This is a genomic window from Bacillus sp. VA15 (assembly GCF_055721145.1).
This window is the reverse complement of sequence record NZ_JBVQPQ010000001.1, coordinates 775,985-789,905: the sequence shown is the minus strand read 5'-3', so window position 1 is coordinate 789,905 and position 13,921 is coordinate 775,985. Positions and strand designations below refer to the sequence as shown.

The window sequence follows — 13,921 nt, the reverse complement described above, 5'->3', positions numbered from 1 at the left end:
GGCTTGTGCTATAATCAAACCAATCATACCCCGGAAAGGAAGCATTTTCATTTTGTTTAATAATTCGTTTTGGATCATTTTTGCGATCATTCATTTTATCATTGTTCTTTTATTTTATAAAGGATTTGGCAAAATGGGACTATTTGTTTGGATCGGTTTTGCGACAGTCTGCGCCAACCTTCAAGTCGTAAAAACAGTCGAACTGTTTGGCTTAACAGCAACGCTCGGGAATGTGATGTACGGCACAATCTTTTTTGCGACAGATGTGCTGAATGAAAAATACGGACCGGCTGAAGCCAAAAAAGCGGTATGGCTCGGATTCTCAACGCTCCTGACGCTGACATTTGTCATGCAAGGCGTGCTGCTTTTCGAACCGGCTTCCAGCGACATATCACAAACAGCACTGGAAACGATTTTCGGATTCCTTCCACGAGTCGCGTTAGGAAGTCTGCTTGCCTTTATCTTCAGCCAAACGCTGGATGTTTATGTATATTCGGCAATTAGAAGGATATTTCCTTCTGATCGGCTTTTATGGCTCAGAAACGGCGGCAGTACAGCAGTCAGCCAGCTGTTTGATACATTTATATTTACTGGTGTCGCTTTTTTCGGCATTTATCCTGCAGGCGTTTGGCTTCATATTTTTATTTCTACATATTTGATTAAGTTTGCGGTATCTTTGATTTCATTGCCTTATGCCTATGCAGCAAAAAAAATGATACCGAATGATGAAAGGAGTTCCTAATGCCTACAGAAATATATGTAGATGGCGCAAGCGCCGGTAATCCCGGACTTTCCGGCATCGGCATTTTTATCAAACATGAAGGAAAAGCAGAATCTTTCTCTATTCCAATCGGAATGCATACAAACCAGGAAGCGGAATTTCTTGCATTAATTGAAGGGATGAAGTTATGTGCAAAGCGCGGGTATCAATCTGTTTCCTTTCGAACCGATTCAGATATTGTGGAACGGGCCGCTGAGTTTGAAATGGTTAAAAATAAAACGTTTCACCCGTATGTGGAAGAAATCATCCGATTAAAAGCGGCCTTCCCTCTTTTTTTCATCAAATGGATACCGGGCAAGCAAAACCAAAAAGCCGATCATCTGGCAAAAGAAGCGATCCGGCTGAATGACAAGAATGAAATCTCGATCAATGGTCATCCTAATGACGAGGTGAACAAACATGAAAAAGAAAGATAAAGGCCGGCTGACCGGCGGTGTTACTCCGCAAGGCGATCTGGAAGGCAATACACATAATGACCCTAAAACAGAGCTTGAGGAAAGAGCCAAAAAAAGCAATACAAAACGCTAGAAGATCTACACGATCTCTCTAGCGTTCAGCTTTTCAAGCATGCGCTCAATTCCTTTGATTTGGTGGCGGCGAAGCATGTCAGCCGCCTGCTCCATTTGCAGGGTAAATAAAGCGTCTTTCAGTGTGCAGACCAGCGGAACAGAGCAATGAATTTCCGCAAGCTTCCTCGACATCTCCAAATCGCTTAAACCTTGCTGAATTTTCCCCTGCTGTCCCTTCGGAAGAAGAGAAAGATTTTCTAATAAGCGGTCAATTGTTTCATATTCACGAATCAGTTTGTAGGCTGTTTTTTCTCCGATCCCTTTGACGCCAGGATAGTTATCACTGGAATCACCCATAAGCGCTTTAATATCAATCAAAGCCTTCGGCAGAACGCCTGTTTCTTCATAAAAGGTCTCTTTTGTATAGACTTTATAATTTCCTATTCCTTTTTGGAGCAGAGCCACGCTTACTTTATCCGTTAACAGCTGAAGTAAATCTCTGTCCCCTGTTACGATCGTAATGTCAGCTTCATTCGCAAACAAAGCGGCAAGAGTTCCGATACAATCATCCGCTTCATACCCAGCAAAACCGATATTCATGATACCAAGCTCAGCGGCCGCTTCCTTTGCCAAATCAAACTGCGGGATGAGCTCCACAGGCGGTGCACTGCGGTTCGCCTTATAATCTTGGAACAGGTCATTTCGGTACGTTTTGCTTCCCATGTCCCAGCAGCAGACGACGTGTGTCGGCTGGAACGTTTCAACAGCTGTGATCAAATGCTTTAAAAATCCGTTGACGCCGTTCGTCGGCACCCCGCTGTCATTTATCATAAAGTTGCGATGCACGGCCGTGGCAAAAAACGCCCGGAATAAAAGAGCCATGCCGTCAACTAGCAATAGTTTATTATTATTCATAAGATATACTCCCTTTTTTTTCATCCTTTCTATTTTACCATAAAGCGGCGCAAAAATAAAAAACAGCATCTCTTCAGTTAGAGATACTGTTTTAATATCATCAGTCGTTGTGTCTTTTGTTGCTGGCGATCAGCTTTTCAGCTTCGCGTCCTGCGTAAGAGTCAAAATGGGTTTGAAATCCGTTTTTCTTTTTGGCATTGTTATTCGCCTGTGCATTTCTGTTTCCCAGTTTTGTTCTGCCCAACATGAATCCCCCCTTACGTCGGATACATATAGTATATGCTTCCGGCAGGAGATTCACTCGCGACAGGATCATCCAGCTTACATACGGCTTACGTATTCTCTGACCATTTCTTTTGATACAAGGCGTCTTGTAGGGACGATGCCTTTTTTGGCGAGCTGATTGATCTGCTCAGTAATTTCATTAATTGCATCTGTAGTAAAAGGCTCATCGTTTTTGCATTTTGAAACCGCTTCTTCAATGGCCATTTCACGCATGTTTTCAAGACGCATAAATGCTTTGATATGCTCGTGCTGTTTTGATGAATGTGCTGAAATTGCTTTATGTACCTCTGACATGAATCGTTCATCTCGCTTTTTTCTATTTAGTCTATCATGACTTGAAATACAAGCCAACTGAATTTTACATTTTTATTGTATGGTCTGATCTTTGCCAGGAGATGCATGCTTGGTATGCCTTTTCAATCTCTTTCGCATGTTCCCCTTCCCCATATCCACCTAAATACGTGTCTTTTTGATCCTTTATTTGTTCCATTGCTTTTTCAGCCATATCCTCCTGTAAACGTCTGAGATGATCTGTGTAATGAGAGATAAGGCTTTCTTCTTCGTTTTTCACCCAAGCCTCTGTGATTTTCGTGAGTTTCATCCGAACAGCTTCGATGAAGGCCGCTTTTCCTTTCTGTTCAAAAAACTGCTTCGGTGATTTGATCTCTTTTTGTTCCTGCTCAAAGGCACGTTCGTCTAATTCAGGTTCAACTTCCTTAAGCTGTATGCCGTTCGAATGCTGATGGCACGCATAAATGGAAAAATAACCATCCTCGTTTAATGTTTTTTGAAAGCTTTCCAGCCACTCTTCGGCAATATGCCGCTCGATGAAACCGCTCATGCGTACATCAAGCGTTTTGATTTCTTGAACATATTCAAACTGATATTCATGTAAGGCGGTTGTCATCGCCTTGCTGACGTTCTTTTTCCAATCTCCGTTCTGAAGCCCGGGATGAAATGCCGATTTTAATAAATCATTTGCAAAAAAGGATAATCGCTGTGTAATGTGATAAAGCTGCTCTTTTGTGTCTTTTTTTACTTTCTCAATAATGGTTTCTGAGTTCCGCCGTTTCTCGATCTCGGCTGCAGTCCGCTCAAATGACAGCATAAGGCGCTGTTTCTGTGCTTCCTTTTCCTCCCTGGACTGATGCTGGGATTGGTAAAGCTGGAAAACAGTTTCGCATAGTTTGTCTGCTTCCGAACTGAGCTGTGCAGCTGACGCTTTTTTTACATCCACTTCAATAAATCGGTCTAAGTGTTTTCTTACTTTCGGGAACTGGTTATAAAATGATTCCGGTTTGCCGAGCAGTTCCTCTTTACTTGATACAGTAAAGAGCTGCGGTTCTTGAATCCCCTCTTTTACAAGCTCTGCGCTGACATAATCGGTCACTGTTTCGAGCTCTGTTTTATCTTTCGCAAGGTCTGCCGCATTAATGACGAAAAACATTTTATCCATACTGAGCGATTCTTTTACCAGCCCGAGCTTTCGCAAAAATGAACGGTCTCCTTTCGAGAAGGAATGCTGATAATATGTCATATAAAAAAACGCATCGGCATCTTTAATATATTGGAACGCCAGCTCTGTATGCCGTTTATTCATGCTGCTCGCGCCGGGCGTATCAACGATCGTAATCCCTTTTTCAGTCAGCGGACATGTATAATAGACTGTTACCTCTTTCACAGCGCAGGCCGTTGTCTCCTCTGCCACATAGGGTTTTAATTCAGACAGCGGAATTGTTAATTTTTTTTGTTCCTGTATATATTGCTGAACCTTTTCGTATGCAAGCAGGAAATTGCTGATCAATTTGATATGTTCTTCCGGCAGCTGGCTTTTTTTGACTGCCTTTTCCCATTTCTCTGTGAAAGAACGGCCTGCTGGTTCTTCTTTTATTCCGGTGAGCTGTAAAATTTCAGCCGTTATGTCATCTTCCGTCTTAAACACCACATCCGCCGTCTTGTTTATATTTCCATTGGTTGGTTTTGTAATTTTGTTAATTGTCGCTGTGGTTGGCGTTGGTGAGGATGGCAGCACCCTTTCGCCGACAAGCGCATTGGCAAATGATGATTTCCCCGAGCTGAAGCCTCCAAAAAGCGCAAGTGTAAATTTCCGTTCTTCAAGCCTTTTAATTCTTTCCCGAAAGGCTGAAGTTTGCTTTGATAACATGCTGTATTCGCCTAAAAGGTCAGACAAGATGTGAAAGCGTTTGATTTGGTCTTGAAGCGGCAGCTCTTGCTCCATTTTGATTTCTGGTTTCTGCATCGACTGCTGCGTCTGCCGGTCTTGGCTTCGTTTCTGTTTTGGAGCCGCTACTATTTTTTTCTTCGTTTTAAACCAGTCGGTGTCTATGTGCATCGGGTATACGGACTTCTCTTCCCAAATGGCCCACATGCAATCAGCTTTCTCGCGGGCATTATTCTCTAAACGGGCCTGTTCTTGGAGGTGGGAGAGTTTCTCTGATTCCTGGATGAGACGGCCATTGATGGTTTGCAAGTCTTTGGAAACACGCTCTTTCACCATCGCGGTAAGCTCCTTTATGATGTCTGCCGCTTTTCTTTTCGCCTCTTTGCGGATGAGCTCTGCCAAGTCTTTTGTATATTGCAATACATATTCAGAGGAAAGAGCTGCACCTTGCTTGACCGCGCGCTCAATGATGTCAATTTCAAGCGGAGTGCGATAGGCCTGAATCAGCTTTTCACTTTTAGCTGTATGAACATCAAATGACTTGGCGAGTTTATGGAACGTGTCTATTATGTGCCAATCCGCTTCGGCCTCTGTTCGTTTTTTCACATCAGAGAAAAAAGCATTCCTTCTTCTATCTCTTTCCTGTGCAGTTTTTGCTTTAGAAAAGAAAAAACCGGTTTTAAAAGAAGGCTCTCGCGATTCTAGGAATGCAGCTGCCAGCTCACGCATGTCAAAGGGGGTCAGGTTGGCGTTTTTTAAAATGCGATTGACTTCTTCCTGCATCCTGTTTTCTGCCTCAGTCGCTTGTTTTGCCGCCTCATCCAATTGATCACGCAGCGATTGGACCAGATCAGTTTGTGTATCAAGCTGTTCAGCAAAGGTTGGACCGTCTGTTTCGTCTTTCAAAAGGATTTCCGTATGTTCCTTCAGCAGATTACGGACTTTTTGTTCTGTTAAAGCCTGCAAATTGCTTTTTGTTTGCTGTTCTATTCTTCTTAATTCTTCTCTCAGGACCCCAATCTGATTGAACGGGTGGTTCAGTTCTGTCACTGACGTAAAATAAAGTGATTCCTTTGAAATGCCTTCATTGCAAAGCATCTCCTCTACCTGTGCTTTATAGTCTCCGAAGTGTGTCTCCGCCTCATCGTGGCGGTCAATTTGATTGACGATAAAATACACATTCTGAATGCTTTCTTTTATCGACCTGAGAAACTTTACATTTTCCTCAGAGTGCACGTGATTATAGTGAACGACGTAAAACAACGCATCCGCCTGATGAAGAATAGACGCCGCTGATAGAAAATGGGCATCATCTGTTGAATCAATCCCAGGGGTATCAATATACGCAACCCCAGAATCGATCTCAGTATACCGGTCAAAAATTTCAACGCTTTCAATCTGCTCCCCATCTTTGCAATATTGCTGCACCTTGTCTTTCTGGTAAGCCCCCTCCAGCTCAGCACACGCTCCGTCTGTTGTATGAAGCCGAACACGCTTTTCCCCGTTTCTGATCACAACAAGGTTAGCGCTTGTCGGGATCGGGCTTGTCGGCAAAATATTCTCCATTAACAGGCAGTTCAGCAGTGACGATTTGCCCGCTGAATAATGCCCGGTAAACGCAATATAAACCTCTCCATCTACCGCTTTTTTCATGACTGCAGCCAGTTTAGTAGCTCTTTCTTCATCTTGATTCTCGATGAATTGCTTATAAAGTTCCCCTGTTTTGTGCAAAAGCTCTTTTCTGTTATGTTCTGTCATAAATCTGAACCCCTTTGTGCCGTTTCAATTGTGAATCTTTTTCGAAAGATCTGAATACATTCCTCTTTCATTTTACACAAGAATGAGCCAAATTTCTTTAAGAGAATAGAAAAAAGCTGCCATTACGGCAGCTTCTATAAAAGAAAATCTGCAACTTTGACAAGTTCCAGATTCATTTTAAACAGATTTATTAGAGATTCCTTTTAATACAAAACCAATTAATATACTATATGTACAAACCGCCCCAAGCAAAAACAGCATTGTCATTTGCTTCACCATCCTGATTGAGAATCTTTTTCAAATTCATTTTAACATGGATGAGAATGATTTTCAATCTCTATTTTATACTGTATTCCTCTAATGCTTTGTCTTCTGTACGTATCCTGACGGTTAACAACACGGCGTTGACAATGGAAAACAGACACATGGTGACGTACGCTTGGTACAGCAGCGGAATCAATAAGATTTCTAATATAACAACGGTATAGTTTGGATGCTTCATCCATTTATAAGGGCCTTTTTTTACAAGCTCCGCACCTGGAACGACAAGGATTTTCGTATTCCAATATGCTCCTAAGGAACAAAGTGCCCAATACCGTACTGCCTGCACGCTTAAAATAGCCGCAGCGATACAGATCCACCAGCTTGACGGCTGTTTGTTCATCAGCAGCACTTCCGCAATTAAAGACAGGAAAAAAAGGATATGCATGATGATGATATACGGATAGTGGCTCTCGCCGAATTCGATCGCCCCTTGTTTCTTTACCTTTTGTTCGTTTTGTCTGGCTACTGCCATTTCAGCTGCTCGTTGAGCAATGAGAATGGCGATTAACAACCAAAACATGAATCAAGCCCCCTTTTCCCAGCTGAATAACAGCAGCTCTGATGAAAATCCCGGCCCTAGTGCGCCAATCAGTCCCCGTTCTGCTTCTTTTTTATGTCCGTTCAGCAGATGCTCTTTGATCACATACAATATTGTGGCTGAAGACATATTTCCGTGCATTTGCAATATGCTTTGTGCAGATAAAAGCTTTTCTGATGACAGCTCAAGACTTTTGATGTATGCATCGATCACTTTCTTTCCGCCTGGATGTGCCAAAAAAACACTGATATCTCTGAATGACAGCTGATGTTTGTCTAAAAAAACCTGTACATTCGTTTTGAGCCATTTTTCCACCAAAGTCGGAATATCTCTTGAGAAAATGACTTTGAATCCTTGATCAGTAAAGTCCCAGCCCATAACATCTTCTGATTGTTTCATCAACACAGATTGAGAATCTGTTATCTTCGGTACAAGCTTCAGTTTTGATGTCCTGCGGTCCGCCTTCTCTCCGCATAATAATGCTGCGGCAATGCCGTCGCCAAAAAGCGAAGTGCCGATAAGATTGCTTTTCGTTTTATCTTCCGGCTGGAATGTCAGACTGCACAGCTCAGCAGCAATGACAAGCACGAAAGCCTCAGGATACGCTTTGCAGTATTCGGCTGCACGCGCGAGTCCGCTGGCTCCTCCTGCACAGCCGAGCCCCCAAAGCGGAATCCGCTTCGTATATGGAGAAAACGGGAGTTCATTCATGAGCCGCGCATCGATGCTCGGTGTGGAAAGGCCCGTGCTGGAGACGAAAAAAACAGCATCCACTTTCTCATAAGGGATGGCTTCTTGAAAAAACTCAGGATGAGAGAGGCACTCGCGAACAGCCTCACTACTGTGCTTAAGTGTTTCTTCTATGTATATTTGATTTTTTTCTTCGAAGCTGTGACCCTCTTTATACCATTCAATCGGCTTGACAAATTGTCTTGAGTGGATTTGCCCATTTTTAAATGAGGTTAACAGCCGGTCAATATCTTTAAAGGAATGCTGAAACATATAGCGGGCGAACTCAGTCGCTCTCTCTTGGTTTACATCGTACGCAGGAAGACTTGTTCCGATGGATAGAATAAACGCCATGCGATCACCTCTTTGCATACATTGTGCCGCAACGATCTTTTTTATATGCAAAAAACTCCGCCGCGGCGGAGTTTAGACTGCTGTTTTTTGCTCAGTGATGTCAGCTTTTTGTTCAGTTTTTTTGGTTTTAAAAAATACGTTATATATAATATTTAAAACTACTGCAGTGAAGCTGCCTGCGACAATGCCGTTTGTTGTAAGAAGCGTTAAGGCACTCGGAAGCTGCTTAAAAATATCCGGCACAACTGTTACACCGAGACCCAGACCGACTGAGCAGGCAACAATCAACAGATTTTCCTGTTTTGCAAAATCAATGCGGCTGAGCATTTTGATTCCGTAAGCGATCACCATTCCAAACATCGCCACCATCGCACCTCCCAAAACAGCAGGTGGAATAATGGTTGTGAAAGCAGCGATCTTCGGAAACAGCCCAAATGCCATTAAGATTACACCCGTGACAACAATTACGGCATTTTTCTTAATTCCTGTGAGCTGTACAAGCCCGACATTTTGAGAGAATGCCGTGTAAGGAAAAGCGTTAAAAATACCGCCCAGCAGCACAGCCAGCCCTTCAGCGCGATAGCCTTTTGACAAATCTTTCTCTGTCAGACGGCGGTTCGTCAGGTCACCTAAGGCAAAGTAAACACCAGTTGATTCTACAAGGCTGACAATCGCAACGATGGACATCGTAATAATAGGCGCTGCATGAAAAGACGGCGCTCCGAAGTAAAATGGCTGAATCATTTGAACAACTGCCGCGTCCGAAACGTTATCAAATTGGACTTTTCCCATAAAATAAGCGATGAAAGTACCAATTAAAATACCGATCAAAATCGAGATGGATTTGATAAAGCCTTTCGTAAAACGGTATAGAAGCACAATGATACTCAAAACGATAAAGGCGAGAGCAAGATTGGAAAGGTCTCCGAAATCTACACTTCCTTCACCGCCGGCCATGTTATTCATGGCTACCGGCATAAGTGTAATGCCGATTATCGTAACAACTGATCCTGTCACGACCGGCGGAAAAAATGATACGAGCTTTCCAAAGAAAAATGAAATCAGAATGACGAGAATACCTGAAGCGATAATGCTTCCGTAAACCGCTGAAACCCCGTATTCAGATCCAATCGCAATCATCGGCGATACAGCTGTAAATGTACAGCCAAGCACTACCGGAAGCCCGATCCCGAAAAATCGGTTGCTCCACACTTGCAGAAGTGTAGCCACACCGCACATAAAAATATCAATCGATACTAAGTAGGTCAGCTGTTCGACAGTCAGGCCCATTGCTTTTCCAACTATGAGAGGAACGACAATGGCACCAGCATACATGGCGAGCACATGCTGTATCCCTAAAGACAGCGTTTTGCCAAATCCATTTTTCATGAATGAACCTCCTGTACGAAGGACACTTTTCCTTCTTCCAATGATTGAATTCTTGCCAAAGATTCCACTCGGTAGCCTAAGGTCACAAGTTCATCTCTTCCCGGCTGAAATGACTTTTCAATGACAATGCCAAGTCCCGCAATAGAAGCTCCTGCCTGCTTCACAATCGACACGAGCCCGTGCGCTGCTTGCCCATTTGCCAAAAAATCATCGATAATCAGCACATGATCCTGATCCGACAGGTGGGTTCCTGAGACTGCGATTTGGCTTTCTGTTTGCTTTGTAAAGGAATAAACAGACGCTGTCAGCAAGTTGTCGGTGAGTGTTAATGATTTATGTTTTCTCGCGAAGACAACCGGCACACCAAGCTTCAAGCCTGTCATTACAGCGGGAGCGATTCCGGATGATTCGATTGTCACAATTTTAGTAATACCGTCTTTAGCAAATCTGGCGGCAAATTCGTCACCGATTTTCTGCATAAGCAGCGGATCAATTTGGTGATTCAAAAAAGAATCCACTTTCAATACCTGATCAGATAATACGACGCCTTCTTCCTCTATTTTCCTTTTCAGTGCTTCCATCCTGCTTACCTCCGTTATGAGAATAAAAAAAGCATTGCCCGCTCAAAAAAAGAGCAAGCAATGCTGATATAACAAAAAACCGTACACATGCGGTTTCATTGCTCACTCATAGTCGGACATTTACGGTGCCCGGTAGAAACTTGCGTGCCATATCCACGCGATTATATGAGTGTTCCTATGATATTGTAATAAATTATATCAAGATTCTAATCTCTTGCATAGACGAAAAATAAAAATTCCCGAACTTTATTTTCATTTTCTGAAATATCATTCGTCTTTCAAGGAATTCCGATCACAAAAGAGCCTGACGGCCGTGCCGCCAGGCTTTTGATTACGACAGATAAAGATTTGAATATTTGTTTGACAAATATTCAATTAAATAGCGTACATTCAGCTCTTCTCCTGTTGCATCTTTAATAATGTCTAACGGCTTTTTCCGTTTTCCGTGAATGTGCACCTTTTCCGTCAGCCATTGCTTTATCGGATGAAATTCCCCTCTTTCCAAGAGAGTATCAAATTCTGGAATATCCTCAAGCATTTTTTGTTTCAGCTGAGCCGCATACATGTAACCGAGCGCATAGGATGGGAAATAGCCGAAATCTCCTCCTGCCCAATGGACGTCCTGTAAAATTCCCTCTGCGTCCGTCTGCGGTGTAATCCCTAAATAATCCTGGTATTTTTGATTCCAAAGCGACGGCAGTTCTTTCACTGACACTTCATTGCTAAAAATCGCCTTTTCAATTTCATATCGGATGATAATATGAAGAGGATACGTTAATTCATCCGCTTCAACCCTGATAAATGAAGGTTTTGATTCATTGATTGCCCGGACAAAATCATCCAGAGAGATGTCCTTGAACTGTTCAGGTGATGCTTGTTGAATCTTCTTATAGTATGGTGTCCAAAAATGCTTGTTGCGGCCGATAAAATTCTCGTAAAATAATGATTGAGATTCATGGATTCCCATTGATGCACCGTCTGATAAGTTCGTGCCGCTCAGTGCTTCGTCAATATTTTGCTCGTATACCGCGTGGCCACACTCATGAATGGTGCCAAAGATCGCCGTACGAAAATCTTTTTCGTCGTATCTCGTCGTGACGCGAACGTCTCCGCGGTTCATCGTGGTCGCAAACGGATGAACAGTTTCATCAAGCCGTCCACCATCAAAATCGTAGCCAAGCTCCTGTAAAAAATACAAGCTGAGCTCTTTTTGCTTTTCTTTAGGGAACGCTTTTGTGATAAAGCTTGTATCTGGTTTATTTCCGGAAGCTGTCACCTGTTTAACAAGAGGAATAATCGCTTCCTTAAGCTCGGAAAACAGCTGATCAAGCACCTTTACCGTGACACCCGGCTCAAACAAATCAAGCAATGCATCATAAGGATGCTCTTGATAACCCCAATACGTAATAAAACGTTTATTGCATTCAATCAGCTGCTCTAAATAAGGGGAAAACAAGCTGAAATCAGATTTTCCTTTCGCTTCTTCCCACGCAGTTTCTGCCTTTGAACACAGAATCACGTATTCCTTGTATTCAGCCTCAGGGATTTTTTTATTCTCTTCATACTCTTTTTTCGCCAGCTCTACTGCCTTTTTCGTATCTTCAGACAAGTCATCAAATCGTTCATACAGGGCATCGATTAGCTCCTTCATCCGATCTGATGTCTGGATATTGAATATATCTGTTGAAAGCTGTCCGATGCTTTCGGCACGGTCCTCTGAGCCGTTTTTGGGCGCGCCTGTTCTGGAGTCCCAATGCATTAACGCAACTGCTTCGCTGTAATGTGAGATTCTTTTTAAAAGATCAAAAAATTCCTTTTCATATGTATGTATCTCCATATCCATTCCCTCCCTATTCTAGCCGTTCCATTACAGGCTAATGGAAGGGGGTATGAAAGTCAACTTGTTTGTATAAGAGGCTGCCGGCATTTTTGGCGGCAGCCTTCTTTGTTCAGTTGATTGTCATTTGATTATTTGGCGGCGGTGTTTTCCGTTTTTTCTCATTGATTTTTTTATCCACCCATACTGTTGCCAGCGGGGTTAACAGCGAGGTGACGATAACGCTTGTCGCTATGATTGCGGTTGCTGATTCGGCAACTGGCGCAAACGAAGCATTCGCTTCTGCTAATGCGTATGGCACGGCTACAGCCGCCCCCGCCGTAGAAGAAGCCGCCACTCCCGCGACACCATCTCCCCGCGCGACAAAACGATCAAGCAAAAACAAGGAGCTTCCCGATAAAATGACGACAGAAACACCGATAAAAATGCCGAGAAGCCCTGATTGGATCAGCATTCCAAAATTCAAGGTGTTTCCGAGGGAAAAGGCAAAAAACGGGATGATCGCCGGCACAACCTTGCTGAATAAGTCTCTGAGGTCATGATCAAGATTTCCAAGTATACACCCGAGTAAAAACGGGATGACTGTCGCTGCCAGCGTTTCCCACGGAAATGCGGCAAGTCCCGTCACACCAAACGTCACCATGGTCATAAAAGGCCCTGATTCTGTACTAATAAACGCGAAAGCGCCAGCATCCTCTTTTCTTCCCATATGATTCATGAGCGCCAAATACAGGCCGCCGTTCGTTTCATTCATCACTGCGACAATTGCTAAAACAGAAAGACCTGCAAAGAAGCCGGATTGTATGCCTTCATCAGGTATAAATTGCGCTGCGATCACGCCAAGCAGCGCCGCAAATCCGACCTTCCCCAATAATAATGTGATTCCTTTCCTTGCGATATAGCCTGAAGAACGAAAATCAATCGTCGCTCCTACACAAAAAATAAAAACACCCAGTATCGGCAGCGTTCCGGTAATCAAAGCACCCGTAAACCCTCCAAAGAACTCCGCTGTTCCAGGCGCAAACGTATTGAGCGCTGCTCCCAGAAACAGCGGAATAATCATCATTCCGCCAGGTACCCGTTCAATTGTCGCTTTGATTTTCATATGTGGATTCTCCCATCCTCCGGTTATGAAAAAACAATCTCACTTACACTTGGAAAACAGCCTGCAAATCATCTTTTGAACAGCTGCCCAGCTGGCTTCCGACACCGACGGCGCCAGCTCCAGCTTTGAGCCAATTCGGCACTTCAGACGGATGTATCCCGCCTGTCGGAATAAAGGTCACCTGCGGGAAAGGGCCCGCTAAATTTTTCATAAATGGGATGCCAAACACACCGCTTGGGAATAGCTTCAATGTAGTAAAACCACATGTCAGCGCTTGCATGATTTCGCTCGGAGTCAATACGCCAGGGATATAATGTGTCTTTAAAAAAGAAAGGTGTTCAGCAAGGTCAGCTGAAAAACCCGGACTGACAATAAACTGCGCGCCAGCCTCGGCAGCTTCTCCCGCTTGCTGTGCAGTGATGACCGTGCCCGCGCCGATTAAGATATCTTCTCTATTACGGAAGGAATCGATAATATCTGAAGCCCCAGGCGTCGTATAAGTCACTTCAACCGCACGAATCCCTTTATCTAGTAAACTCTCAATCTGCTGACTAGCCTCCTGTTTATCATTTGAGCGGATGACTGCAATCAGCCTTGCTTCTTTCAGACGGTTTTCAACGATTTTAGACTCCAT

15 protein-coding genes and 1 riboswitch are annotated in these 13,921 nt (G+C 43.5%); of the genes, 3 read left to right on the top strand and 12 right to left on the bottom strand.

From position 1 onward, the window contains the following. The first annotated feature begins 52 nt into the window (after positions 1-52). From AC0DBE_RS04315 to sspL, 3 genes are read left to right on the top strand one after another with little or no spacing between them, the layout of a single operon-like run. Complete coding sequence (locus AC0DBE_RS04315) at positions 53-742, top strand: queuosine precursor transporter (protein WP_003218253.1); 690 nt, start codon at positions 53-55, stop codon at positions 740-742. Continuing rightward, positions 742-1,197 carry a reverse transcriptase-like protein gene (locus AC0DBE_RS04310; RefSeq protein WP_003218254.1) on the top strand — a complete coding sequence of 152 codons (456 nt, stop codon included), beginning with the start codon at positions 742-744 and terminating at the stop codon, positions 1,195-1,197. Before AC0DBE_RS04315 ends, AC0DBE_RS04310 begins: the two co-directional genes overlap by 1 nt. Continuing rightward, entirely contained in the window at positions 1,181-1,309 is a 129-nt protein-coding gene (gene sspL, locus AC0DBE_RS04305; RefSeq protein ID WP_003218255.1) for a small, acid-soluble spore protein L, read from the top strand. Before AC0DBE_RS04310 ends, sspL begins: the two co-directional genes overlap by 17 nt. Before the next feature lie 5 nt (positions 1,310-1,314). Here sspL and exnP read toward each other — a convergent pair whose 3' ends face one another. The 12 genes from exnP to eda all read right to left on the bottom strand — a co-directional run bounded on the left by exnP (position 1,315) and on the right by eda (position 13,921). Then, positions 1,315-2,205 carry a 5'-3' exonuclease ExnP gene (gene exnP, locus AC0DBE_RS04300; RefSeq protein ID WP_061187824.1) on the bottom strand — a complete coding sequence of 297 codons (891 nt, stop codon included), beginning with the start codon at positions 2,203-2,205 and terminating at the stop codon, positions 1,315-1,317. A gap of 100 nt (positions 2,206-2,305) precedes the next feature. After that, positions 2,306-2,452: a hypothetical protein gene (locus tag AC0DBE_RS04295; protein ID WP_003230761.1), complete on the bottom strand. Its 147-nt coding sequence runs from the start codon at positions 2,450-2,452 to the stop codon at positions 2,306-2,308. A gap of 74 nt (positions 2,453-2,526) precedes the next feature. After that, the gene (locus AC0DBE_RS04290; RefSeq protein WP_003218262.1) at positions 2,527-2,784 is read right to left on the bottom strand and encodes a YpbS family protein; all 258 of its coding nucleotides are present in this window, start codon (positions 2,782-2,784) and stop codon (positions 2,527-2,529) included. A gap of 64 nt (positions 2,785-2,848) precedes the next feature. Further along, the gene (gene dynA / locus AC0DBE_RS04285) at positions 2,849-6,430 is read right to left on the bottom strand and encodes a dynamin GTPase (RefSeq protein ID WP_472961184.1); all 3,582 of its coding nucleotides are present in this window, start codon (positions 6,428-6,430) and stop codon (positions 2,849-2,851) included. 177 nt (positions 6,431-6,607) lie between these two features. Continuing rightward, positions 6,608-6,697 (bottom strand): Fur-regulated basic protein FbpC, encoded by a 90-nt coding sequence (fbpC, locus tag AC0DBE_RS04280; protein WP_109491777.1) that lies wholly within the window; start codon positions 6,695-6,697, stop codon positions 6,608-6,610. A 70-nt stretch (positions 6,698-6,767) separates the two neighbouring features. Continuing rightward, complete coding sequence (locus tag AC0DBE_RS04275) at positions 6,768-7,274, bottom strand: isoprenylcysteine carboxyl methyltransferase family protein (RefSeq protein ID WP_061187668.1); 507 nt, start codon at positions 7,272-7,274, stop codon at positions 6,768-6,770. A gap of 3 nt (positions 7,275-7,277) precedes the next feature. Next, a complete protein-coding gene (locus AC0DBE_RS04270; RefSeq protein WP_236827497.1) occupies positions 7,278-8,375 on the bottom strand; it encodes a type III polyketide synthase in 1,098 nt (365 codons plus the stop codon). A 72-nt stretch (positions 8,376-8,447) separates the two neighbouring features. After that, positions 8,448-9,764 carry a xanthine permease PbuX gene (gene pbuX / locus AC0DBE_RS04265; RefSeq protein ID WP_472961181.1) on the bottom strand — a complete coding sequence of 439 codons (1,317 nt, stop codon included), beginning with the start codon at positions 9,762-9,764 and terminating at the stop codon, positions 8,448-8,450. Beyond that, positions 9,761-10,345, bottom strand: a complete 585-nt coding sequence (gene xpt / locus AC0DBE_RS04260) for a xanthine phosphoribosyltransferase (RefSeq protein WP_268391547.1) — start codon at positions 10,343-10,345, stop codon at positions 9,761-9,763. The genes pbuX and xpt overlap by 4 nt, the downstream gene beginning before the upstream one ends. 89 nt (positions 10,346-10,434) lie before the next feature. Then, a riboswitch (purine riboswitch) is annotated at positions 10,435-10,534 on the bottom strand. 142 nt (positions 10,535-10,676) lie between these two features. After that, on the bottom strand, positions 10,677-12,182 hold the full coding sequence (gene ypwA / locus AC0DBE_RS04255) for a carboxypeptidase (RefSeq protein WP_472961179.1): 1,506 nt from the start codon (positions 12,180-12,182) through the stop codon (positions 10,677-10,679). Positions 12,183-12,294: 112 nt separating this feature from the next. Further along, positions 12,295-13,287 carry a 2-keto-3-deoxygluconate transporter gene (gene kdgT, locus AC0DBE_RS04250; RefSeq protein ID WP_472961177.1) on the bottom strand — a complete coding sequence of 331 codons (993 nt, stop codon included), beginning with the start codon at positions 13,285-13,287 and terminating at the stop codon, positions 12,295-12,297. A gap of 43 nt (positions 13,288-13,330) precedes the next feature. After that, entirely contained in the window at positions 13,331-13,921 is a 591-nt protein-coding gene (eda, locus tag AC0DBE_RS04245; RefSeq protein WP_061187663.1) for a bifunctional 4-hydroxy-2-oxoglutarate aldolase/2-dehydro-3-deoxy-phosphogluconate aldolase, read from the bottom strand.